General features: G+C 59.5%; 20 protein-coding genes. 5 read left to right on the top strand and 15 right to left on the bottom strand.

The window, feature by feature from the left end; all coding sequences use genetic code 11:
- Positions 1–4 precede the first annotated feature (4 nt).
- On the top strand, positions 5–1063 hold the full coding sequence (locus tag BM155_RS06275) for a helix-turn-helix domain-containing protein (RefSeq protein WP_083421103.1): 1059 nt from the start codon (positions 5–7) through the stop codon (positions 1061–1063).
- A gap of 147 nt (positions 1064–1210) precedes the next feature.
- On the top strand, positions 1211–2659 hold the full coding sequence (locus BM155_RS06280) for an amidohydrolase family protein (RefSeq protein ID WP_067157009.1): 1449 nt from the start codon (positions 1211–1213) through the stop codon (positions 2657–2659).
- Positions 2660–2693: 34 nt separating this feature from the next.
- Here the strand turns inward: BM155_RS06280 and BM155_RS06285 are convergent, their stop codons facing one another.
- Both BM155_RS06285 and BM155_RS06290 read right to left on the bottom strand, forming a co-directional pair.
- Complete coding sequence (locus tag BM155_RS06285) at positions 2694–3497, bottom strand: class II aldolase/adducin family protein (RefSeq protein ID WP_407939258.1); 804 nt, start codon at positions 3495–3497, stop codon at positions 2694–2696.
- 112 nt (positions 3498–3609) lie between these two features.
- Complete coding sequence (locus tag BM155_RS06290; protein WP_074901764.1) at positions 3610–4503, bottom strand: LysR family transcriptional regulator; 894 nt, start codon at positions 4501–4503, stop codon at positions 3610–3612.
- A gap of 159 nt (positions 4504–4662) precedes the next feature.
- On the opposite strand from BM155_RS06290, the gene BM155_RS06295 reads away from it, so the two are divergent.
- Entirely contained in the window at positions 4663–5790 is a 1128-nt protein-coding gene (locus BM155_RS06295; protein ID WP_074901767.1) for an S-(hydroxymethyl)glutathione dehydrogenase/class III alcohol dehydrogenase, read from the top strand.
- Positions 5791–5846: 56 nt separating this feature from the next.
- A complete protein-coding gene (gene fghA / locus BM155_RS06300; protein WP_074901770.1) occupies positions 5847–6683 on the top strand; it encodes an S-formylglutathione hydrolase in 837 nt (278 codons plus the stop codon).
- Here fghA and BM155_RS16985 read toward each other — a convergent pair.
- The 8 genes from BM155_RS16985 to glmU all read right to left on the bottom strand — a co-directional run bounded on the left by BM155_RS16985 (position 6640) and on the right by glmU (position 16135).
- Positions 6640–7077, bottom strand: a complete 438-nt coding sequence (locus BM155_RS16985) for a hypothetical protein (protein WP_139223163.1) — start codon at positions 7075–7077, stop codon at positions 6640–6642. The genes fghA and BM155_RS16985 overlap by 44 nt on opposite strands.
- A 66-nt stretch (positions 7078–7143) precedes the next feature.
- Positions 7144–7782 carry a hypothetical protein gene (locus BM155_RS06305; protein ID WP_074901773.1) on the bottom strand — a complete coding sequence of 213 codons (639 nt, stop codon included), beginning with the start codon at positions 7780–7782 and terminating at the stop codon, positions 7144–7146.
- A 689-nt stretch (positions 7783–8471) separates the two neighbouring features.
- Positions 8472–10301, bottom strand: coding sequence for a glutamine--fructose-6-phosphate transaminase (isomerizing) (glmS, locus tag BM155_RS06310; protein WP_074901776.1), 1830 nt, complete (start codon positions 10299–10301; stop codon positions 8472–8474).
- A gap of 62 nt (positions 10302–10363) precedes the next feature.
- Positions 10364–11134 carry a DeoR/GlpR family DNA-binding transcription regulator gene (locus BM155_RS06315; RefSeq protein WP_067157042.1) on the bottom strand — a complete coding sequence of 257 codons (771 nt, stop codon included), beginning with the start codon at positions 11132–11134 and terminating at the stop codon, positions 10364–10366.
- Positions 11135–11225: 91 nt separating this feature from the next.
- Positions 11226–12344 (bottom strand): dihydrolipoamide acetyltransferase family protein, encoded by a 1119-nt coding sequence (locus tag BM155_RS06320; RefSeq protein ID WP_074901778.1) that lies wholly within the window; start codon positions 12342–12344, stop codon positions 11226–11228.
- A complete protein-coding gene (locus BM155_RS06325; RefSeq protein ID WP_067157048.1) occupies positions 12341–13336 on the bottom strand; it encodes an alpha-ketoacid dehydrogenase subunit beta in 996 nt (331 codons plus the stop codon). Before BM155_RS06325 ends, BM155_RS06320 begins: the two co-directional genes overlap by 4 nt.
- Positions 13336–14439, bottom strand: coding sequence for a pyruvate dehydrogenase (acetyl-transferring) E1 component subunit alpha (gene pdhA, locus BM155_RS06330; protein WP_175487763.1), 1104 nt, complete (start codon positions 14437–14439; stop codon positions 13336–13338). Before pdhA ends, BM155_RS06325 begins: the two co-directional genes overlap by 1 nt.
- A gap of 334 nt (positions 14440–14773) precedes the next feature.
- Positions 14774–16135, bottom strand: coding sequence for a bifunctional UDP-N-acetylglucosamine diphosphorylase/glucosamine-1-phosphate N-acetyltransferase GlmU (glmU, locus tag BM155_RS06335; RefSeq protein ID WP_074901781.1), 1362 nt, complete (start codon positions 16133–16135; stop codon positions 14774–14776).
- 234 nt (positions 16136–16369) lie between these two features.
- On the opposite strand from glmU, the gene BM155_RS06340 reads away from it, so the two are divergent.
- A complete protein-coding gene (locus BM155_RS06340) occupies positions 16370–19696 on the top strand; it encodes an amidohydrolase family protein (RefSeq protein ID WP_074901784.1) in 3327 nt (1108 codons plus the stop codon).
- 68 nt (positions 19697–19764) lie between these two features.
- Here the strand turns inward: BM155_RS06340 and BM155_RS06345 are convergent, their stop codons facing one another.
- From BM155_RS06345 to atpG, 5 genes are all read right to left on the bottom strand, one after another.
- The gene (locus tag BM155_RS06345; RefSeq protein WP_067157059.1) at positions 19765–20397 is read right to left on the bottom strand and encodes a glutathione S-transferase family protein; all 633 of its coding nucleotides are present in this window, start codon (positions 20395–20397) and stop codon (positions 19765–19767) included.
- 123 nt (positions 20398–20520) lie between these two features.
- Positions 20521–21510 carry a patatin-like phospholipase RssA gene (rssA, locus tag BM155_RS06350; RefSeq protein WP_074901786.1) on the bottom strand — a complete coding sequence of 330 codons (990 nt, stop codon included), beginning with the start codon at positions 21508–21510 and terminating at the stop codon, positions 20521–20523.
- 178 nt (positions 21511–21688) lie between these two features.
- Positions 21689–22108, bottom strand: a complete 420-nt coding sequence (locus tag BM155_RS06355) for a F0F1 ATP synthase subunit epsilon (protein WP_067157066.1) — start codon at positions 22106–22108, stop codon at positions 21689–21691.
- Between the two features lie 18 nt (positions 22109–22126).
- Entirely contained in the window at positions 22127–23530 is a 1404-nt protein-coding gene (gene atpD / locus BM155_RS06360) for a F0F1 ATP synthase subunit beta (RefSeq protein WP_067157069.1), read from the bottom strand.
- A gap of 38 nt (positions 23531–23568) precedes the next feature.
- A complete protein-coding gene (atpG, locus tag BM155_RS06365) occupies positions 23569–24429 on the bottom strand; it encodes a F0F1 ATP synthase subunit gamma (RefSeq protein WP_067157072.1) in 861 nt (286 codons plus the stop codon).
- Positions 24430–24490 lie beyond the last annotated feature (61 nt).

The following is a 24490-nucleotide window of genomic DNA, read 5'->3' on the forward strand; positions in this document are numbered from 1 at the left end:
ACCAATGGACTTTCTCGTCTCCAGCTATACCCTGCGGCCAATCAATATGCTGGAGCTGATTGTCATCAGCACCCTGGCATTTTCCTGCCTGCTGCTGTGGCAACGGCCCCGCTTTAAGGGGCTGACGCTGCTACTCGTGCAGGAAATACTGCTGATGGCCTTCAACTTCTCCGAGGAGACCGGCTTCTGGCGCCAGCAACACTTGGTCACCCCCATCTTCAGCCTCTGGACCGGCCCGACGTTTTATCTGTTTATCCGTCACCTGGTGTTTGCGCACCAGCCCTGGCGGGTGCGCGAGGGCTTGCACCTACTGCCAGCACTACTGGCACTGCCGTTTACCCATTACACCCAGGCCGTGTTGGCGGTGGGTACCGTCAGCCTGGTCGGTTACGGGGTGGCCTCTTTCCTACTGGTACGCCGCTATCACCGCGCGCTGCGGAATATGCGCGCCGACCCGGAGGCGCTCCAATTGCGCTGGCTGCAGGGCATTATGTTGGCCTTCGCCCTGCTCGCTGTCACCGACGCAGTGCGTGTCAACAGCCAGCCATATCTCGACTACACCCTCCGCAACAGCTGGTATCTACTGCAGCAGCTGGCGAACTTTTGCACCTTCCTAACACTGGTCTACCTGGCCATTCGCCAACCGGCGCTGTTCGACCAATTGGACTTCTTCGAGCGCCAGGTAAAGCCGGTCGCCCCAGCGGTGGTTCAACCGGCGCTGGAGCAGCAGCTGTTCGAGCAAATCGATCGCACGGTGCGTTCGCACCAGCTATTCCGGACCCCGCGCCTGTCGTTACAAGATGTCGCCGAAAAGACGGGACTGGTGGTGCGGGACGTTTCCACTGCGATCAACCAAGGCGGCGGACAGAGTTTCAGCGACTACATCAACGGCTTGCGGGTGGAATTTGTCACCACCCAGCTGCGGCAACCAGAGCGGCCGCAAGAAAACCTGTTACAACTGGCCATGGATGCCGGATTTAACTCCAAAACCGCCTTCAACACAGCTTTCCGGCAGCACTGCGGCATGACACCCAGCCAATTTATCAAGCAGCTCCAAAACTGAGGGCCCACTGCCCGACAATATGCGCTTTAGTTGACGCCGGGCGCCCCGAAACCGGCCGAAACGGGTGCGGAATCATGATCCGGAACGCCGCACACACCGCGCGCGGCTAAGGTGGCTCCGTTTTTCGATCCAACGGAGCGCACCGCAATGACACCGAAACGCCTCGCTATCCGCATACTGCTTTGGCCCCTGGCGGCACTGCTATTGCTTGCCGTACTGTTACTGGCCGCGATACCGGCCGCCTGGCTGGACAAACCACAGGATCTGCCCCCAATGCCGCACCTGCAGGTGTACGCACTGGACAATGTACACTTGGTCGACGTCAGGCACGGTACCCTGATCCGCGACCAGCAGCTGTTGATCTCCGGTACACGCATTCACGCCGTGCGCCCGGCGGGCACTCCGGCGCCAAGCGGCGCCGTGCGTATCGATGGTGAAGGCCGCTATGTATCGCCGGGCCTCACCGATATGCACGTGCACATCTACGATCGCAAGGAGCTGGTACTGAACCTGGCCTACGGGGTGACCAGCGTGCGAAACCTGCGCGGACTGCCCATGCACCTGCGCTGGCGGCGGGAAATTAATGAGCGGCAGTGGCTAGGTGCCACCCTCTACACTTCGTCTCCCGCGCTGGATGGCCCGGACTACGCCCACGCCCTGCAGGAGGTGGTCACCCGCCCCGAACAGGCGCGCGCTCTGGTGCGCCACTACCGAGACAAAGGGTATGACTTGGTCAAGCTTTATGGTTACCTGGACGACGACGTTCTGCTGGCGGCGCTGGACGAGGCCCGCCAGCTGGGTATGCCGGTGGCCAAACACGCCCCCCATGCCGGTCCCCGCCTGCCCATCGCCGCACTGCGGGGATTGCAGTCTCTGGAGCATGTGGAAGATCTCTTCCAGGGACCACTGCAATATCGCTTCGACGCCGAGGCGCTGCCCGATGTCATCCGCGAGCTCAAGGACATAAACCCCTATATCACTCCGACCCTGGCCACCTTCAATCACTTGACCGAGCTGAGTGACAAAAAACAGGGCTATCTGTCCACACAGCCCATCGACCGCCTGAACCCCTTTTATTGCGTTCTGAACCACGTCTTCGGCGCGCAGCGCTGGCTGGAGGCCAGCCGCGAAGAGGCGGACTGGAACCTGAAGGAACGGGACTTTTTGCTGCGGATCACCGCCGAACTGGACCGGGCCGGCATCCGGCTGCTGGTGGGGTCGGATGCCGGCACCATGTATATGAGCGCCGGTCTGTCCACCCACGAGGAGATGCAGCTGATGCAGCGCGCCGGCCTGTCACCGGCACGCATCCTGGCCGCGGCGACCTGGAACCCGGCACAGGCGATGGGACTGACACAAGACTATGGCAGCATCGATGCGGGCAAATACGCGGATCTGGTGGTGACCAGCCGCAGCCCCCTGGAGGATATTGCCCATCTGCAGACACCCTGGGCGGTGGTGAAGCACGGCCAGTGGCTGGACGCAGCGAAGTTGGAAGAATTCAAGCGCAGTGCCACCCGCACCTCGCACTGGTATCCCAGCCTGGGGCGGCTACTGGAGGATCTGATGGTGCGCCTAATACCGCCGAACAACTGAAACAGCGTCACCGGGCGCACAGACCCATGGAGGCTTATTCGAACATATCCGGCTGTTCGGCGCAGATCACATCATATAGCGGCTGAAAGCTGAAAAGCCCCGCCAGCTCCGTGCCCACCACCGCGCGGGTGCGTATCGCTACCTCCGGTTCTATCAGGATCGGATCGCCGGCGGCCTCCGCCAACAGCTGTGCCTGACAGCTCCGCTCCATGGTGATATACCACCAGGCCGCCTCATCCACCGACTTACCCACAGTCAGCAGTCCATGGTTCTGCAGTATCAGCGCTTTCTTGTTGCCCAGCGCGCGCGCCAGCGCTTCGCCTTCCCCCATTTCCAGTACCACGCCGGAAAAGGTGTCCAGCAGGCCGTGATCACCGAAGAAAGCACAGGAATCCTGGGTGATCGGGTCCAACAGGCGCCCCAGGGACGACCAGGCCTTGCCGTAAAGAGAGTGGGCGTGGGCCGCGGCCACCACATCCGGGCGCATGCGGTGGATATGGGAGTGGATGGTAAAGGCGGCGCCGTTCAGATAGCCGTCTCCCTCGACGACTTCGCCCCTGTGGTTGACCAGCAGCAGCTGCGACATTTTCAGCAGCTTGAAGGAAACCCCCATAGGGTTGACCCAGAAGTGGTCCTCCAGCTCCGGGTCGCGCACTGTGATATGGCCGGCGACCCCCTCGTCGAATCCAAACTTGCCGAACAGGCGAAAAGCGGCGGTGAGCTTTCTCTTGCGCTCCTCGCGCACCTGCTCCGGGGGCTGCGACGGCTCGCCGAAGATCACACTGACGTCACCATTCATTACCGCATCGTTGGTGGTGGCGGTTTCCGCGGTGGTCATGGGTCTTTCCTCTCATCTTCGCTGGCGGCGAGAGCTCGTTATAGCACGCTGCTCGACTTTTGAGCACAAGAAGGCGCCGACATCGTTGTTTCTTTGCATTCGCACCACAAAATCAGACCGATGGAGCGGAATCCTGCACAGACAGTGCCTCAACGAAATAATCCAGTAGCAATCTGACTTTTGGCGAAAGATGGCGGTTTTGCGGGTAGACAGCCCAAACCCCCTCGTCGGAACGGCGGAACCGCTCCAATACGGGAATCAGATCACCGGATTGCAGATAGCGCAGCACATAGAAGTCCGGCAACTGCACCAGCCCTATCCCTTTGAGCGCCGCATCCAGCAGTACCCAGCCGCTGTTGCAATGGAGACTGCCCGCGACACGGATATCCCGAGCGCGGCCATCTTCCTCAAAACGCCAGTAATCCAGTGTCCCGCGCAGGCAGTTGTGCCGTTCCAGCTCCGACAGGCTGTGCGGCTCCCCGTAAGTGGCGAGATAGCTGCGCGCTCCACATACATACAAGGTCCGGGAGGCGAGGCGCCGAGCCATCAACGTGGAATCCTTCAACTGCCCCAGACGGATCGCAAGATCGTAACCCTCTGCCACCAGGTCCAGCTTCTGATTGGTCAAAAAGAGCTCCACCTCCAGCTCCGGATACTGAATGGTGAAGTCGTTGATCAGTGGCGCCAGGGTTTTCTCGCCGAAGGCCACTGGCGCGGTCATGCGCAGTTTGCCCCTGGGCACCTGCTGCTGGCTGGTGACCGCCAGCTCCGCCTCTTGCAGTCCATCCAGCGCCTGGCGGCACATGCGGTAGTACACTTGTCCCAAATCGGTGACCGTAACCCGGCGCGTGGTTCTATACAGCAACTTGGTCGCCAGCCGCGCCTCCAAGGCACTGACCTGGCGGCTGACCTGAGCCGTGGAAATGCCCAGCCGCTTCGCCGCGGCGGTAAAGCCTCCCTGTTCAACCACGGCGACAAACTCACTGACACCTTCCCAACTCAACACAGAACCTCCGCGCGATCACACTGCAACAAACCGCAATTATTACCAAACTGAAAAAGTCATTTTATATGGCCCCAGATTATCTCACCTTCGTATCAACCTATACTCACTCCCGATTCCCGCGGCCAGTGCCGCCAACTTCTTTCAGCCGAGGAATGAACAATGACTCAGATGATCAAATCTCGCGCCGCCGTGGCCTGGGGACCCGGACAGCCGCTGTCGATTGAAGAAGTGGACGTGATGCCACCGAAAGCCGGCGAGGTGCTGGTGCGCGTGGTCGCATCCGGTGTCTGCCACACGGATGCCTTCACCCTTTCCGGAGATGATCCCGAGGGTGTCTTCCCGGCAATTTTGGGGCACGAGGGCGGCGGTATTGTCGAGGCGGTGGGCGAGGGCGTCACCAGCGTTGCGGTGGGCGACCACGTGATTCCCCTGTACACCCCCGAGTGTGGCGAGTGCAAGTTCTGCAAATCCGGCAAGACCAACCTGTGCCAGAAGATCCGCGAGACCCAGGGCAAGGGCCTGATGCCCGATGGCACCACCCGCTTCTTCAAAGACGGCAAACCCATCTATCACTACATGGGTTGCTCCACCTTCTCTGAATACACAGTGTTGCCGGAAATCTCTCTGGCCAAGGTGAACCCGGAAGCACCGCTGGAAGAAATCTGCCTGCTGGGCTGTGGCGTTACCACCGGCATGGGCGCGGTGATGAATACCGCCAAAGTGGAGGAGGGCGCCACCGTGGCCATCTTCGGCCTGGGCGGCATCGGCCTGTCGGCGATTATCGGCGCCACCATGGCCAAGGCCGGACGCATCATTGCCATCGATATCAACGAGCGCAAATTCGAGCTGGCGCGCAAACTCGGCGCCACCGACTGCGTCAACCCGAACGATTACGACAAGCCCATCCAGGAAGTCATTATCGAGATGACCGACGGCGGTGTGGACTACTCCTTTGAATGTATCGGCAACGTCCATGTTATGCGCTCGGCGCTGGAGTGCTGCCACAAGGGCTGGGGTGAATCGGTGATTATCGGTGTCGCCGGTGCCGGACAGGAAATCTCTACCCGTCCCTTCCAGCTGGTCACTGGCCGCGTGTGGAAAGGCTCCGCCTTCGGCGGCGTCAAGGGTCGCTCGGAGCTGCCCGGCTATGTGGAGCGCTACATGAAAGGCGAGTTCAAGCTGGACGACTTCATCACCCACACCATGGGCCTGGAGCAGATCAATGACGCCTTCGAGCTGATGCACAAGGGCGAAAGCATCCGCTCCGTGATCCACTTCGACAAGTAACCGCACCGCCCCCGCTGCCTTGCGACGCAGCGGGGGCACCGCTTACCGGAGACACCATGTCCATAGAGAACCTGAGCAGCCACAAAAGCTTCGACGGCTGGCACAAGCAGTACAGACACCACGCCGAGACGCTCAACTGCCCCATGCGTTTCGCCATCTACCTGCCGCCGCAAACCACACAGGGCGAAAAGGTGCCCGTGCTCTATTGGCTATCCGGGCTAACCTGCACCGACGAAAACTTTATGCAGAAAGCCGGTGCCCACCGCATCGCCGCCGAACTGGGCATCGCCATCGTGGCCCCGGATACCAGCCCCAGGGGCGAGGCGGTGGCTGACGACGAAGGCTACGACCTGGGCCAGGGCGCCGGCTTCTACGTCAACGCCACCCAGGCCCCCTGGAACCGCCACTACCACATGTACGACTATGTGCTGCAGGAGCTGCCGCAGCTGATCGAAGCCAGCTTCCCGGTCAGTGACAAACGCGCTATCGCCGGCCACTCCATGGGCGGCCACGGCGCCCTGGTACTGGCCCTGCGCAACCCGGAACGCTACACCTCGGTTTCCGCCTTCAGCCCCATCGCCAATCCGGTGGACTGCCCCTGGGGACAAAAAGCCTTCAGCGCCTATCTGGGAGAAGACACGAGCAAGTGGAAAGACTACGACGCCAGCCTGCTGATGCGCAGCGCGACCGCCAAAGTGCCAGCACGGGTCGATATCGGCGAAGCGGACGAGTTTTTACACGAACAGCTCAACCCCCAGGCCCTGGAAGCCGCCGCCGAAGCCAGCGGCTACCCCCTGCAGCTCAACCGCCATCCGGGCTATGACCACAGCTACTATTTCATTGCCAGCTTTATTGAGCAGCAGCTGCGGTTTCATGCGCGGCACCTGCAGTAGTAAGGAAAGGCACAGCGCCGCCGCGGCCGGTCACCGCGGCTGGCATGCCCGCCAGCTGGCTGTAGTACCATGACACCATGCCGGACCTTTCCGAAATCCACCGCATCATCCGCACACACCCCGCGGTCATGCTGTTCTTCAGCGCACCGGACTGCGGTGTCTGCCATGCCCTCAAACCAAATGCGCAGCACGCCCCCCCACCAACTCCAGAAATTTCTGCAACTGCAATGAAAGCGTAATAGATATGGACTACTGGAATTGCCAGGCACTGGAAAGCACCGCTGTGATTGCCTGCTGCCTTTTGCTGTAGAGGTGCGCTGCCGGGGAAAATATGCGTTAGGATTTCCAGTATTGCCGCACAGGCAATATCATAATCGTCCAGCAGTAAATGCAACTGCTGGACGGCCAGAGTTCGCCTGTATCCTTGTACGGTAAACCCTGACAATCAGTTAGATGAAGTTCAGGGCGCGTTTACACCACCCCCAGTAATATTTTTTATTTGATCCACATACGGGCGCACCGCTTCAATATCTTCCTTGGGAACATTGCGAATAGCTTCGTTCATTTTCAAAGAGCTTTCCATAATTCCACGCAGACTCTCCATATTGGCAGCAGGCATCCCTCCTATTTCACCTAAAGATTTCATGTAGCTCTCCATTGCCGCTGGATCAATACCAAACGATTGGCCCTCCAGGGAAATGGCCCAGTAGGCCAAATCAACACGGTCTCCAATATCTGCCCATTCCTCAAGGTCATTGAAACCGTGCCGTTTAACTATAGCCTCTACCTTTTGAAAAGTTGGAGGATGCTTGCGCATTTCCTTCACTAAAGCTGAAGCGGATCCATTAAATTCACTCTCCATATTCACAGGCCAATTATCATCGTCAGCACTATTGTCAATAACGTCCTCGTCTTCTGGCTCTTCCTCAAAAAAACCGAGAACGGTATAAACTTCTTTCGCGCTAGCTATATAAGATTCGATGGCGGCATCTTTCAGCGTGGACGCTTGCGCTGTTAGCGCAGTCAAGCAAAACGCTAATGCACACATGAAGCGAGGAAAATATCCATGTATGGAAGCAGTATAGATATTAGATTGCATCAAATACTCCGTTACTTAGAGTTTAAATAATCGCGAACTAACCGGGTTAGAGGTCAGATCACGTCTTAAAAGATTTGAGCAATAGCTCCAGTTTTTCTTGGCTTGAAACGTTAAAGAAGAGTTCGAGACTGTATATCAAGTTGTGTAACTGCTTATGCTCCGAACTCGGTGTTGGAGGGTGTCATGAGCAGAACAGAGGACAGCAAAGACCTCGAACAGCAACTCAAACCCCACGTCACTGAACTGGTCAAAGGTGCTAAATCTTTAACAGGCCTCAACACGCTAACGCTGAGGTTCCCTAGATGGTGACGGATGCCAAGCAGGTCAAGTATCTTGGCTACCGACAAACATTAGTACGCTCGCCGTTCTTTGAGATTCAAATGCTAAAGGCTAATTGTCTCTCAGGCGTGCTCAAGATCCGAGAACCAGTGCACATTTAATCAGGAAGTAGCGGCACTATCCGTGAATCGCTTATCGGTGTTCACTGTCCTCCACGCTGCCATGAGACAAATTGAACATTGCGAGGGAGTCTCTGAATCAGGCGCTTCGTGACAGTAAAAATACTTTGAGGCCGGCTCTGAGCACCTCTCAACCAAATCAATCAGAAGCTCCGCAAGATCACTATGGATTAGAAAATTGAAGGCGGGCGTCCTGCCCCTCTCCCGTAACCAGGAGAGGGGCGTAACGGGTTATTCCACGGTTACCGACTTGGCCAGGTTGCGCGGCTGATCCACATCCGTGCCCTTGAGCAGCGCCACATGGTAGCTGAGCAGTTGCAGCGGCACTGTGTAGAGGATGGGGTGCAGGCTTTCCGGTGCGTCGGGGACTTCCACAACAGTGACGCCCGGCTCGCTGGTGAAGCCAGCTTTGGGGCTGGCGAAGACGAACAGTTGGCCGCCGCGGGCGCGCACTTCCTGCAGGTTGGATTTCAGTTTTTCCAGCAGTTCGTCGTCCGGCGCTACAGCGACAACAGGCATATCCGCGTCCACCAGAGCCAGTGGGCCGTGTTTCAGTTCACCGGCCGGGTAGGCCTCGGCGTGGATATAGGAGATCTCTTTCAGCTTCAGCGCCCCTTCGAGCGCGATGGGATATTCGACGCCGCGGCCCAGGAAAAGAGCGTGGTGTTTTTCGGCAAAAGCTTCGCTGGTGTCCTGTACCAGTTTATTCAGGCCGGTGAACTGTTCCATCAGCTGTGGCAGCTGGTGCAGGGCGGTGACCAGTTCCGCTTCCCGCTCTGCACTCAGGCCGTTGACCTTGGCCAGAGCGATGCAGAAGAGCTGCAGCGCCACCAGCTGGGTGGTAAAGGCTTTGGTGGAGGCGACACCGATTTCCGGACCCGCCTCGGTCATCAGGGACAGCTCGGATTCGCGCACCAGGGAGCTGTTGGGCACATTGCAGATGGCCAGAGAGGCCAGGTAGCCCAGTTCCTTGGCCTGGCGCAGGGCCGCCAGGGTGTCGGCGGTCTCGCCGGACTGGGAGATGGTCACGAAGAGAGTACCCGGGCGCACGGCGGTTTTGCGGTAACGGATTTCGCTCGCCACTTCGACGGAGCAGGGGATGCCGGCCCAGTCTTCCAGCCAATAGCGCGCCACCAGACCCGCGTGGTAGCTGGTGCCGCAGGCGACGATCTGTACCTGTTTTACCTCGGGCAGTATTTCGTGGGCGCGGGCGCCCAGCGCCTCGGACAGTACTGATTTTTCCCCCAGGCGCCCGGCCATGGTGGCGACCACCACTTGCGGCTGCTCGAAGATCTCCTTCTGCATATAGTGGCGATAGCGCCCTTTGTCGGCGGCGTCGTGACCACCGTTCATTTTGTGTACCGGGCGGCTCACTTCCTCTCCCTGCCGGTCACGCACACTGATACCGTCGAGGGTAATTTCCGCCACATCCCCCTCTTCGAGAAAGATAAAGCGGTCGGTGACCTGACGCAGGGCCATGGGATCGGAGGCGATAAAGTTCTCTTCAATGCCGACGCCTACCACCAGCGGACTACCGGAGCGGGCGCAGACCAGCACTTCCGGCTCATCGGCACAGATCACCCCCAGCGCATAGGCGCCCTCGAGTTGTCTGGTGGCTTCGGTCACCGCATCCAGCAGACTCCGGCCCCCGGCCACCAGGGAGTGAATCAGGTGCACCACCACTTCGGTATCCGTATCGGAGGCGAATTGGTAGCCCTGTGCTTGCAGCTGTACGCGCAGGGCCTGATAGTTTTCGATAATGCCGTTGTGCACCAGAGCGACATGCTCGGAGACATGCGGATGGGAATTGACGTCCGACGGCGCGCCGTGGGTAGCCCAGCGGGTGTGGGCGATACCGAGGCGCCCACTGGCGGGCACTTCGGCAAACCGGGATTCCAGATCGGCGACTTTGCCCTGGCTTTTGCACAACCGCAGCTGCCGGTCACTGTCCAGCAGGCAGACGCCCGCGGAATCGTAACCGCGGTATTCCAGACGCCGCAGTCCCTCTAGCAGAATTTCACTCACGTTGCGCTGGGCCAGCGCGCCGACAATTCCACACATCGCATTCACCTCGGTAATTCTTTGAAAAATATAGCGCCAGTCTGTTTAGCGCGCCGCTTGCATTAATAGTGACCACTCACTTTGGCGCAGATGACTCTCACCCCCAGCTGCTCCAGCCGTGTCCGGGCTGGGCTCTCCAGGCCGCTGTCGGTCACCAATGTGTCGATCTGATCCCAGGGCAGTTCCAGGTTGGGGATACGGCGGCCAACCTTGCTGGATTCCGCCAGAATCACCACCTCCCGCGCCACTTCCGCCATCACGCGGGAGAGGCCCGTCTGTTCGTTGAAAGTGCAGGTGCCGCGCTCCAGATCGATACCGTCGGCACCGATAAAGGCCTGGTCGAAGTCGTAACTGCGCAGCACCCGCTCGGCCACTTGTCCTTGGAATGCCTCGAAATGGGGGTCCCAGGTGCCGCCGGTCATCAGCAGGGTGGGCTCGTTTTCCAGCTCGCGCAGGGCGTTGGCCACGTGCAGGGAGTTGGTCATCACCACCAGGCCGCGCTTGGCCTCCAGTTCCGGAATCATGGCCGCGGTGGTGCGCCCGTAGTCGATTACGATGCGGTGGTGGTCGGGGATCAGCGCTGCCGCCGCGCGGCCTATGGCGCGCTTGACCTCGGAGGGTGCATCCTCAGCCACCAGCTCCCGTGGCACAGGGATGGCGCCGCCGTGGCGGCGCAGCAGCAGGCCGTGATTTTCCATCGCAGTCAGATCCTTTCGAATCGTAACTTCCGAGGTGCCAAAATGGCGCGCCAACTGCTCTACGCTAACTTCTCCGGTTTCGTTAACCAGTGCCAAAATCTGATGGCGACGTTGCTGAGTATTGCGTTTGGACATCTTTCGCTAAGTTTCGTTTAGAAACTAAACGATAGCAAAACGAAAGTTAAATTCCCAGACAACAGAGGCAGTGGCGAGATGGCAGGGCGCTCTAGTTCGAGCCGCTGGATGAAAGCGCCTGCATCAGGATTTTGAGGAAGCGCGCCAGCTCACCGCCGGTGACAGCGCGGTGATCGGCGCTGATGGACAGGGGCAGCAGGGGGCGCACCACAGGTTTGTGGTCCTCCGCCACCACCCCCTCAAAGACGCGCCCGGCACCGACGATCGCCACCAACGGCGGCATCACCACCGGCGTAGCGTAGCGGCCGGCCATGCCACCGAAGTTAGACAACAGTATGGTGGCGCCCTGGAGGTCCCGCTGGACGATGCCCTGGTCGCGGGCCTGCACCTTAAAATCTTCTACCTGTTGCAGAAGCTCGCTATCGAGGCGGGATGCCACATTTTTGAGGACCGGTACAAAGAGCCCCCGGGGGGAGTCCACCGCAAGACCGATATTGATTGTCGCCGCAGGTTTTAGCACCCCGTCTTCATACAGGGCGTTCAGACTGGGCTCCGCCTCGCAGGCCCTCTGCATTGCGCGGATCAGGCGCAGGGTGGGTGGCTCGCCGCCCCACCAGGAGGACACATCCACCTGGTCGCACAGGGTCACGGGCATCACTGCATCGCGGGCGCGGCTCATGGCCAAGGCCATGGCGCGGCGGGCCGGGGACATGGTGGCAGCGGGGGATTTCTCACGGTTTTCCGCGGGCGACCCAAGCGCCGCCGCGGCCCGCACTTCTTCAGCGGTAAACCGCTCGCCGGCGGGGCGCATTTGCGACAAATCCACGCCCAGCCGCCGGGCCAGGGCGCGCACCGAAGGGGTGGCGAGGCGGCGGGGGGCGTGCGCAGGGGGTTGCTCCCTGGCCAGAACCTGGCCGCTCTGGTCGATCTTGCCCACCACCGTGCCACTATCAGAGTCCGGCTCTTCCGCTGTCTCAGCTTCCGCAAAACCGACTAGGGGCTGGCCGACCTGTACTGTGTCTCCCTCAGCGGCAAAGCGTTTTTCCAAGGTGCCGCTCCAGGGGGAGGGCACGTCCACCAAGGCCTTGGCGGTCTCGACAGTGACCAGGGTTTCATCGGCGGCAACGCGGTCCCCCTCGGCCACATGCCACTGGCGGATTACCGCATCCGGCAGTCCCTCTCCCAGGTCCGGCAGTTTGAACAGCTTCATTGGCCCCCTCCATCCCGATAGTCCAGGGCGGCGCGGACACCGGCCAGAATCCCTTCCACATCCGGGAGGTAAACATGTTCCAGCTGGTAGTAGGGCATCACTGTGTCGTAGCCGGTGACCCTCTGCACCGGGGCCTCGAGCAGGTCGAAGGCGTATTCATTGATCTGCGCGACTATCTCGGCACCCAGGCCGCCGCTGCGCGGTGCCTCGTGGACCACCACGCAGCGGCGCGTCTTCTCCAGGGAATCGATAATGCTGTGGATATCCAGTGGTTTAAGGGTAGCCGGGTCCAACACCTCGGCCTCCACACCCTCGCCGGCGAGCTGCTCCGCCGCCTGCAGGGTTTCCTTCAACGAGGCGCCCCAGGAGATCAGGGTAATATCCGAGCCCTCCCGCAACACAAAGCAGCGGTCCAGGGGCAGGGCCTCGCCGTCGTCCGGCACTTCCTGGGTTGCCGCGCGGTAGATTCTCTTCGGCTCCAGAAAGATCACCGGGTCCGGATCGCGGATGGCGGCCAACAGCAATCCGTAGGCGCGGGCGGGGGAGGAGGGCACCACCACCCGCAGCCCCGGGATATGGGCGAATAGGGCTTCGAAGCTCTCGGAGTGATGTTCCGGCGCGTGGATGCCGCCGCCGTAGGGAGCGCGGTAGACGACGGGGCAGGAGAGGCGGCCGCGGGTGCGGTTGCGGAAGCGGGCGGCGTGGCTGAGGATCTGATCCAGACCGGGATAGATAAAGCCCATAAACTGGAATTCCCCCACCGGTCTCAGCCCTTGGGCGGCCATGCCCACAGCGATGCCGGCAATCATATTTTCCGCCAGGGGTGTATCGAGTACACGGTCAGGCCCGAAGGTCTTCTGCAGGCCGTCGGTGGCGCGGAAGACACCGCCGTTTGCGCCCACATCCTCACCGAACACCACCACCCGGGGGTCCCGGTGCATTTCGTAAGCCAGAGCCTGGGTAACCGCTTCCACCAAAGTGATCTGCGCCATCAATCTCTCCCTTCCGCCAAGCGGCCGAGCTGCTCATACTGCTCCAGAAAAGCCTCCGGCAGCTCCGCATAGAGGTGGTCGAAGATAGCGGTGGGCTTGTCCCTGGGGGTGTCGGCGAAGGCGCGCAGTGCCCGCTCCATTACTTCCGCCAGTTCCCTTCGCAATTCCTCCTCCTGCTCGTCGCTCCAGAGCCCTTCGCTGCGCAGGTATTTCCCCAGGCGGGCGACAGGCTCTCTGCGCCAGGCGGCTTCAACCTCCTCCCGGGGCTGGTAGCGGCCGGCGTCGTCGGCGGTGGTGTGATCGCACAGGCGGTAGCAGGTGGCTTCGATCAGGGTGGGGCCCTCGCCGCTGCGGGCCCGCGCCACGGCATCGGCGACCGCCGCGCGCACGGCGATTACGTCGTTGCCGTCCACTTGCAGTCCGGGAATACCTACGGCTATGGCCTTCTGGGCGATGGTTTTGGCGGCTGTCTGGGCGCTGCGGGGTACCGAGATGGCCCACTGGTTGTTGTTGATCACCACCACCAGCGGCAGCCGCCACACACCCGCCAGGTTGATGGCCTCAAAGAAGTCCCCGCGGGAGGTGGCGCCGTCGCCACCACTGGCCACAGCCACCCGCGGTGGCTTATGCAGTTGTTTCTGTTGGTACTTGAGGGCAAAAGCGACACCGGCGGCGTGCAGGAACTGAGTAGCGATGGGAATGGCAAGTGGCAGATCACAAGGCGCGTGGCGGAAATTCTGGCCCCGTTCGTCGCCGCCCCAGATTGCCAGGATTTCTTTTATTTCGACGCCGCGCTCGAGCAGGGCGCCGGTCTCGCGGTAATAGGGGCAGTAGACGTCGTCTTTTGCCAGGGCACCGCCAGTGCCGACACCAATGGCTTCCTGTCCGAGGCTGGACGGATAGGTACCGAGCTGCCCGGTGCGCTGCAGTTTGACCGCGCGATCGTCCACCAACCGCGCCAGGACCATCTGCCGGTAGAGGGCCAACAGGGTGTCCGGCGTGGCGAAATCCGGTAACTCCTGGGTGGCGCGGCCCTGCTCGTCGAGATACTGCAAGCGGGCAATATCGAAGGAGGCGAGCAGGTGCATTCTAGGTTTGTGCATCGGTCAATTCCCTCTTTCCGATGCAAGAAGTGTAATTGATCGCGCGGAAGGCGCAGGGGATGTTATTGAGCGCCTCGAAACCCGCTACAGTGTCCTTGCGGGTTATTCAGTGACTCCCTAAGGAACCTCTGATTAATTCGTTTCCTGGTAACAGAGATACTTCACGGGCGGATGAGAAGCTCAGGTGATAGGATGGATATTTCGAAACCGTCGGATACAGGGATGTATCCGTCGGAGCTACAGGGAAGTACTTGTGCATTTTCGAAATATCCATCCTATTGCCTGAGCGCCCCGGAACCCACCACAGTGTTCACGCGAATTAATCAGAGGTTCCCTATGATTTCTTGGATGGACGCTTCCAACCGGTGATATTGCGCTGCCTGCCGCGGGCCACCGCCAGTTCGTCAGCGCCCACTTCACTCGTGATGGTGGAACCGGCACCAACAGTGGCACCGACACCCACGGAAACCGGGGCCACTAGCGCGGTGTTGGAGCCAATAAAGGCACCGTCACCGATTTCAGTCGTGAACTTGTTTACGCCATCGTAATTGCAGGTAATGGTGCCGGCACCAATGTTTACTTGGTCGCCAACAATGGCATCACCAATATAAGACAGGTGGTTTACCTTGCTGCCTCGGCCAATTTTCGCCTTTTTGGTTTCTACGAAGTTACCCACCTTGGCGCCATCCGCCAGCTGAGTGCCGGGGCGCAAACGCGCAAAGGGGCCAATAGTGCAGGCTTGACCCACCTCGGCGTCCTCGATCACGGAGTTGGCTTCAACACAAGTGCCATCCGCCAGACGGCAGTTCTTGAGCAGGCAGTTAGGGCCTATCTGCACCCCTTTGCCCAGAACCACCTGCCCCTCAAAAATACAGTTGATGTCGATGGATACATCGGTATCGCACTCAAGGCTGCCGCGTACGTCGATGCGCGCCGGGTCCAGCAGGGTGACACCAGCGTTCATCAGCGCCAGGGCGCGACTGTGCTGTAGGGCGCGCTCCAGCTGGGCCTGCTGGGCGCGGCTGTTGACGCCGGCCACTTCGATCGAGTCACTCGCTCGCACGCCGGTGACCGGGATATTCTCGCCGACTGAGCGGGCGATCACGTCGGTCAGATAGTACTCGCCCTGGGCGTTGTCGTTAGACAGCTCCGGAAGCCAACGCGCCAGAAGATCCGAGGGCGCAGCCAGTATGCCAGTGTTCACTTCGCGGATAGCCAGCGTGTCCGCGTCGGCGTCCTTCTCCTCAATAATCGCCAGCACGCGGCCGGTATCGTCGCGGACAATGCGCCCGTAGCCAGCCGGATTGGCCATTTCCACCGACAGCAACGCCGGGCCTTTGTCGGACGCAGACAACAGCGACTGCAATGTGCCGACTTTAACCAGCGGTACGTCTCCGTAGAGCACAAGCACTGTCGACCCCTTGCGAAAGTTGGGTATCGCCTGGGCTACCGCATGACCCGTGCCCAGCTGCTCCTTCTGTTCCACGAACTTTACACCGCTGTCAGCGAATCGCTCACGCACCAGCTCGGCACCATGACCGACAACGACGGTAATCTCTACTTCTCCGAGCTGCTTGGCCGTGTCTATCACCCGGCCCAGCATGGGTACACCGCCTATAGGGTGCAGTACCTTGGGCAGGTCTGAACGCATACGGGTGCCTTTTCCGGCGGCGAGGATGACAACGTCGACAGTCATGGAAAACCTAAAGCTCGTTGAAGTGGATAAATTGCGGGCATTGTGGCCATTCAAGGGGGGTAACTCAAGGGCACCTCGGTTCGTCATGAAATTGGGTCATTGGGCGCAATGTGATTGCCGGGAGCAACCCGCGCCGGTAACGTAATGCCCGCAAATTAATCCGTTGCATTTAAATTCGACCAATAACAAACCGGATAACCGCCAGCTCACGAGGCCGGCGGGAGGAAATCTCGTATGACCACAATCCAGCAGAGCAATGGGCGCCGTAAGCTGTTGGCGCTGTCAGCCCTGGCGCTGGCCCTGCCGCTCGGCGCCATGGCCGGCGCGGAAACAGGCAATCAAACCGACAAAGAGCCTGTACAGGCCTGGGACGTCAACCAGCCCCCCAGTGAATACCACCCCGTTCATATTGAGACCACTGAAACCACCTGGAGCAATCTGGATATCAGCCCGGACGGCAAAACCATCCTTTTCGACATGCTTGGCGATATCTACACGATGCCAATCTCCGGCGGCGAGGCGAGGGCACTGACCAATGAAATCGCCTGGAATATGCAGCCACGCTTCAGCCCCGACGGCAAGTTCATTGTTTTTATCAGTGACCGCGATGGTGCCGATAACATTTGGCTGATGGACCGAGACGGCAAAAACCTGCGCCAACTCACCCACGAAAAAGAAAACCTGGTGCACTCTCCCAACTGGAGTCCAGACGGCCAATACTTAGTGGCGCGCAAAGGCTTTATGTCCGGGCGCAGTATTCCCGCTGGTGAGATCTGGATGTACCACTACGGCGGCGGCGAGGGACGCCAGCTGAAGGAGCGCATTGGCGGTGAAATTGCACAGAAGAATATCGCCGATCCAGCCTTTTCTCCGGATGGTCGCTATGTCTACTACTCGATAGATACCACCCCGGGCACCGTGTGGGAGTACAACAAGAACTCCACGCGGGAAATCTTCGCCATCAACCGCTACGACCTGCAAGATGGCAAAGAGGAAACCTTTGTTTCCGGCCCCGGCGGCGCGGTAGCGCCGGTACCGTCCCCGGATGGGAAAAAGCTGGCCTTTATCCGCCGCCAGGATGACAAGACCTCTCTGTTCCTGAAAGATCTGGAAACCGGTCTGGAAACACCCGTTTACGCTGGCCTGGAGCGCGATTTACAAGAGATCTTTGGCTCTCACGGCAACTATGTGCAGTACGACTGGATGCCCGACGGGAAGTCCCTGATTGTATGGACTGGAGGAAAATTCCTCCGTATCGCCGCCGATGGCAGTGGCGTCGATAAGATCACCGCCCAAATCCGTGTCGACAAGCAAGTGGCGGAAGCGGTCCGTTTCCCTGTGGAAGTGGCGCCGGAAGAGTTCAGCGTAAAAATGATCCGCTGGGCGCAGAAATCCCCGGACGGCAAGCAAATCGCCTTCCAGGCCCTGGGTAAAATCTATATCCAGGACGTGGCCAGCGGTGAGCGCCGCCGCCTTACGCGCCAAGACGACCATTTTGAGTTTTACCCCAGCTGGTCCCGGGACGGAAAAAAGATCGCCTATGTCACCTGGCACGACGAGAAGTTGGGCCACGTGCGCGTGGTCTCCGCCAGCAGTGGTCGCGGCAAGAACATTACCACGGAGCCCGGTCTGTACGTGGAACCCGCCTTTTCACCCAGCGGCAAAACCGTCGCCTTCCGGCGCTTTACCGGCGGCTATCTGCTAAGTCCGGAATACGCCCTGGAGCCCGGCATTTATCTGGCCGATGCCGGTGGCAAGTGGCAGCGCCGCATCGCCAAGTCGGGCTACGCCCCCCATTTTGGCGCCAGATCTGACCGCATCTATTTTTCCGATTACGGCAACAACAAGCGGGTTTTGAAGAGTGTTAACACAGACGGCAAAGATGAGCGCGAACACCTGTACGGTGCCGAGATTACCTCTTTCCGTTTGTCGCCGGACAATCGGTGGATAGCCTTTACTCAGGATTTCAAAGCCTATGTGGCGCCCTTTATGCCCACTGGCAAACCCGAGGCCATAGGCCCGGACACCAAGGCTGTGGCGGTCACTCAGGTTTCCACACGCGCGGGCGAGAACCTGCACTGGTCTGCCGACAGCGAGACTCTGGGCTGGGCCCACGGCCCTAATCTCTATGAGCGCCAGTTAAAGGATGCCTTCTCGTTTGTCGCCGGTGCCGCCGATCAACTGCCAGAGCCCGTGGCCGAGGGGATTGATCTCAGCTTTAAACACAAATTCCACAATCCCGGGAAACTGGTTGCCCTCACCGGGGGCAGAGTGGTCACGATGCGCGACGCGGAAAATAGCCAGGAGGTGATTGAACAAGGCACAGTGCTCTTCCGCGGCAACCGCATTTTAGCCGTCGGTCCGGTGGATCATGTGGAGATTCCAGCGGATGCCAAACGCATTGATGTCAGCGGTAAAACCGTGCTGCCGGGCCTGATTGATGTCCACGCTCACGGCGCCCAGGGCCGCGAAGAAATCATCCCGCAACAGAACTGGAACCTCTTTTCCAGTTTGGCCTTTGGTGTCACCACCATCCACGACCCATCCAATGACAGCAGCGAGATCTTCTCCGCCGCAGAGATGCAGAAGGCCGGCATCATTACCGGTCCGCGTATTTTCTCCACCGGCACCATCCTCTACGGTGCCAAGGGCCCTGGCTACAAAGCCAAGATCCATTCTCTAGAGGATGCCCGTTTCCACGTGGGGCGTCTGAAAGAAATGGGGGCCATTTCGGTGAAAAGCTACAACCAACCCAGAAGGGATCAACGTCAGCAGGTGCTACAGGCTGCCCGCGAGCTGGGGATCATGGTGGTGCCCGAAGGCGGCGGCAAGTACCAGCACAATATGAATATGGTGGTGGACGGCCACACTGGCTTGGAGCACTCGCTGCCAATCGCCCATGTTTACTCAGACGTGGAACAGCTGTGGAGCCAGACTAAAGTCGGCTATACCCCCACTTTCGTGGTCGCCTACGGCGGACTTTGGGGGGAGGAGTACTGGTACGATCGTACTGAGGTGTGGAAAAACCAGCGCCTGACCCGCTTCACCCCGGACTTTATCGTCAATCCGCGATCCATCCGCCGCCCCACGGCGCCGGATTCTCACTACAACCACTTCAACGTAGCGCACCAGGCCAAGCAACTGCGCGATCGAGGGGTCACGATACATATCGGCGCCCACGGCCAGCGGGAGGGCCTCGGCGCCCATTGGGAGCTGTGGATGATGGAGCAGGGCGGCTTCACTCCCTGGGAAGCGTTCCGCGCCGGTACCATTGATGGCGCTCGCTATCTGGGGATGGACAAAGACATCGGCAGCATCGAGGCGGGCAAGCTGGCGGACCTGATTGTGGTGGACGGTAACCCGCTGGAAAACCTGCGCCAGTCGGAAAACATCACTTATACAGTGATCAACGGCCGCGTCTTCGAAGCGGAGACCATGAACGAGCTCGGCGGCGAAACGCGCCTGGCCTTTTTCCACGAGCGTCTGCCGATCAGTGCCATGCCCACTGCAACGGTGGAAGCGATACAAGAAAAAAGGGAGCGGCACCACTGGGTGCACTGACTCCCCTTCTGTCAACGAAAAGGCCGGCAGGGCTCTCCTGCCGGCCTTTTCGTTGCAAGTATTGCGAATCAGCCCTCGCTGATTTCCTTTGCCTGGACGTCGTCCAAGGACATTGCCCGCGTAAAGGCCGGGCGCTCCCGAAGGCGGTCGAAATAGCGGATAAATTCTTCCCGGCTTTCCATGGTGCCAAATTGCAGGCCCCAGCCAATATGGGAACCCACATAGACATCGGCCGCGGTAAAACGGTCACCGGCAATATAGGGGTTGGCCTTTACGGCGACGGACAGGGCATTCAGCGTATCCCGGAAATTGCCATAACCCAGCATCCTTTGTTTTTCCACCTCCGGCTCCTCCTTGAAAACAGCCCTGTTATTTAGAACTGATTCCAGAGGGCCTGCGGCAAAAAAGAGCCAGCGGTAATAATTTGCCTTTTCGTCCAACGTCTGCGGCAAAAGCCCGGCCTCTGGGAGGACATCCGCCAGATAAGCACAGATTGCCGCACACTCGGTCACCACACGACCTCCATGCACTATGGCTGGCACCTTGCCCATGGGGTTTATGGACAGGTACTCGGGCGACTTCATGGTAGTGCCGTACTCCAGTACTTTTGTCTCGTAGGGAACTCCCACTTCTTCGAGCATCCAGCGCACTATGCGGCCGCGGGATTGGGGGTTGGTATAGAAGATCAGCTCCTCGGCCATCGCTATTCCCTTTTGTTATCTGTGGGGGGATAAGTCTATGCGAGGCGGATGAACGCATCGAGGGACATCCCCGCCATCACAGTGTGAAATTACAACTCCCTTCAACCCAGCGCTCAACGGAGATCATGCGGGCAATATCACATCCTCTAACCAGGTGCGCAGTCGCAGTGTCTCTGCTTCGCCAGCCTCTATCGCTTCGGCCGCACGGGCAAATTCCATACCGCTGATATCCCGCACTTTGGGCATAATCAAAACATCCGGTGGTGAGCCAGTGAGCCGTGTCCGCTTTAGGCGCCGCTCGAGGATATCCATGGCCGAGGTCATGGTATCGAGCATGCCCGGCGCATCCCTGTGGCGCTTCGATAGGCGCACCGTTAATTGAGCCAAATGGGCTTTGCCTTGAGCTACCAGCCCATTGAAGGATAGAGTGCTGTGGTTCGTTTGTTCTGTCACAACCTCTTCCCCCTCACGCGGTTCCTCTTGTAACTGAGGGGTGGCTTCACTGTGCACCTTTTTCACTTGCCCCTGACGGCGATCCTGCAGGGAAACCCCGTCCTCGGTAACATCCACAGCAATGACTCGCGTGGCACCCATAGCGCGACAGACATCGACGGGAATCGGGTTAACCACTGCGCCATCTACCAACCAGCGCCCCGACAAGCGCTTTGGTGACAGCAGCCCGGGAATGGCGCAAGAAGCGCTGACCGCATCTCTCAGATTGCCACTTTGCAACCATATCTCCTGGCCACTGTGCAGGTCCGTGGCTACTGCGGTGAAGGGGAGGGGAAGCTCCTCGATCAGCTTGCAGTCGATATTGTCAAAAAAGGCATTGAAAGGTTTCCGCCCACCAAGCACGCCGCCGTTGAGAGTCCAGTTGATATCCAACAGTGAAAATACTTGCCAGTTATCCAGTCGGCGCACCCAATCTTCCAGTGCCGCCAGCTTTCCGGCGGCATAAGCAGCGCCAACGAAGGCCCCCATGGAAGTACCCGCCACCACATGGGGGAATATTCCCATCTGTTCCAGTGCCTTCAGTACCCCAATATGGGAGAAGCCTTTGGCGGCGCCGCTGCCGAGCGCAATGCCGATACGGGACTCGGATTGGGAATGCACAGTTATCTCCGAATACTTTTTCTGGGCGCTGTTAAATTGTTACCAGGTACCAAAACGCACTAACGCGGTATTACACAAATTTGTGGGGAGAGAGAAAAGAAACAGGTACAAAAAAAGCAGCCGAAGCTGCTTTTTTCGATAACTTGCAAGCAAGCGCTTAAGAGAATTTGAGAACCGCTTACTTGCCAGCCGCCTTGCGGATCGCCTGCAGGGTGCGCAGACGCGCCTCGGCTTCGGCCAGCTGAGCGGAGATGCGCGCATAGTCGACCTCGGAAGGCGCCTTGTGCAGGGCGTGTTCCGCTTCCTCGCGGGCCTTTTGCGCTGCCTCCTCGTCGATTTCGCGCTCGGCCACATCCGCGAGGATGGTCACCATATTCGGCTGCACCTCTGCGTAGCCACCGCTGACGAACAGCACTTCCTCTTCACCATCTTCCTTGATGATGCGCACCGGACCGGGTTTGAGCGCGGTGAGCAGTTGCGCATGACCGTAGGAGATACCGAGTTCCCCTTCGATCCCGCTCACTACTACCATCTTCACCAGTCCGGAGAAGAGAGACTGCTCGGCGCTGACAATGTCACAATGTACTGTCATGGCCATATTGTCTGCCTCTGTCGCTTAGCCCTTCGCCTTGTTGGCTTTTTCCACCGCTTCGTCGATGGTGCCGACCATGTAGAAGGCCTGCTCAGGCAAGTGGTCATAGTCGCCGTTCAGGATACCCTGGAAACCGCGAATAGTCTCTTTCAGCGGTACGTATTTGCCCGGCGCACCGGTAAATACTTCCGCCACGTGGAAGGGCTGAGACAGGAAGCGCTCAATCTTACGGGCGCGCGCAACAATCTGCTTGTCTTCCTCGGACAGTTCGTCCATACCCAGGATGGCGATAATGTCCTTCAGCTCCTTGTAGCGCTGCAGTACGGACTGCACGCCGCGAGCGACTTCGTAGTGCTCTTGGCCGATTACCAGCGGGTCCAGCTGACGGGAGGTGGAGTCCAGCGGGTCCACGGCCGGGTAGATACCCTTGGCGGCGATGTCGCGGGACAGTACCACAGTGGAGTCCAAGTGCGCGAAGGTGGTGGCCGGAGACGGGTCGGTAAGGTCGTCCGCCGGTACGTATACCGCCTGGATAGAGGTAATAGAGCCTGTCTTGGTGGAGGTGATACGCTCCTGCAGAACGCCCATTTCTTCCGCCAGAGTCGGCTGGTAACCCACCGCGGACGGCATACGGCCGAGCAGGGCGGATACTTCAGTACCAGCCAGGGTGTAGCGGTAGATATTGTCGACGAACAGCAGTACGTCGCGGCCTTCATCACGGAATTTTTCCGCCATGGTCAGGCCGGTCAAGGCTACGCGCAGGCGGTTGCCCGGCGGCTCATTCATTTGGCCGTAAACCATCGCCACTTTGGACTTGCTGAAGTCCTCGACGTTAACAACACCGGCTTCCTGCATCTCGTGGTAGAAGTCGTTACCTTCCCGGGTGCGCTCACCAACACCGGCGAACACGGACAGACCGGAGTGCTCGGTGGCGATGTTGTTGATCAGCTCCATCATGTTAACGGTCTTGCCCACACCGGCACCGCCGAACAGGCCGACTTTACCGCCCTTGGCGAAGGGGCATACCAGGTCGATCACCTTGATGCCGGTTTCCAGCAGTTCAGTGGAGCTCGCCTGCTCTTCGTAGGTAGGGGCCGCGCGGTGGATGGAGGCGCGCTCCTTTTCACCGATGGGGCCGCACTCGTCGATGGGGTTACCGAGCACGTCCATGATGCGTCCCAGGGTCTCATGGCCTACCGGCACGGAAACCGGTGCCCCGGTATTTTTCACCGCCAGTCCGCGGCCCACCCCTTCGGATGATCCCATGGCGATGGCGCGTACCACCCCGTCGCCCAGCTGTTGCTGCACTTCCATGGTGAGGTTCTTTTCCTCACACACCAGTGCGTCGTAAACATTCGGGACGGCATCGCGCGGGAACTCCACGTCGATGACCGCGCCGATCACTTGCACAATTTGCCCGTTACTCATTTCCGGATCCTCAGCTTTAAATTCTGTCTTCGGCCGCCTTAAACCGCCGCAGCGCCGCCCACAATCTCGGACAGCTCCTGGGTAATAGCCGCCTGGCGCGCCTTGTTGTAGACAAGCTGCAACTGGTCGATCAGCTCACCGGCGTTGTCGGTGGCGCTCTTCATTGCAATCATGCGCGCGGCCTGTTCGCAGGCCTTGTTTTCAACCACTGCCTGATACACCTGGGACTCGATATAGCGAGCCAGCAAGCCGTCCAACAGCGCCTTCGGATCCGGCTCGTAGAGGTAGTCCCACTCGTGCTTGAGCATTTCGTCGTCGTCTTTCGGCAGCGGCAGCAGTTGCTCGACCCGCGGCTTCTGCGACATGGTGTTGATAAACTCGTTGGACACCAGGAAGAGGCGGTCTATATCGCCCTCCGCGAAGCGGTCCATCATCACCTTGACGGAGCCGATCAGCTGGTTGGCCTGAGGTTCGTCACCCAGGTCGCGTACCGCAGCTACCACGGCGGAGCCGATGGCATTGAAAAAACCGGCCGCCTTATTCCCCACCGCGCAGACTTCCACTTCGGCCCCCTTCTGGGACCAGGCCTGCATCTCGCGGATAGCCGCTTTGAACATATTGATGTTCAAACCGCCGCAGAGGCCGCGATCGGTGGAGACCAGGATAAACCCGACCCGTTTGACCTCGCGCTCCTGCAGGTAGATGTGTTGGTACTCGGCCGAGGCGTTGGCGACGTGACCGATCACCGCGCGTATGCGTTGGGCGTAGGGACGCCCCAGTGCCATGCGATCCTGAGCCTTGCGCATCTTACTCGCTGCAACCATTTCCATTGCGGAGGTAATTTTCTGCGTGCTCTTGATGCTGGCAATTTTTGTGCGTACTTCTTTTCCGCCTGCCATAGTCTGTTACCTTGTTCGCTGGACAGTTTCCCGCGGCGCCGTCAGAGACCGCCGCCACGGG

The sequence above is a fragment of the Microbulbifer thermotolerans genome, from assembly GCF_900112305.1.
In the GTDB taxonomy this organism is placed as follows: Bacteria; Pseudomonadota; Gammaproteobacteria; order Pseudomonadales; family Cellvibrionaceae; genus Microbulbifer; species Microbulbifer thermotolerans.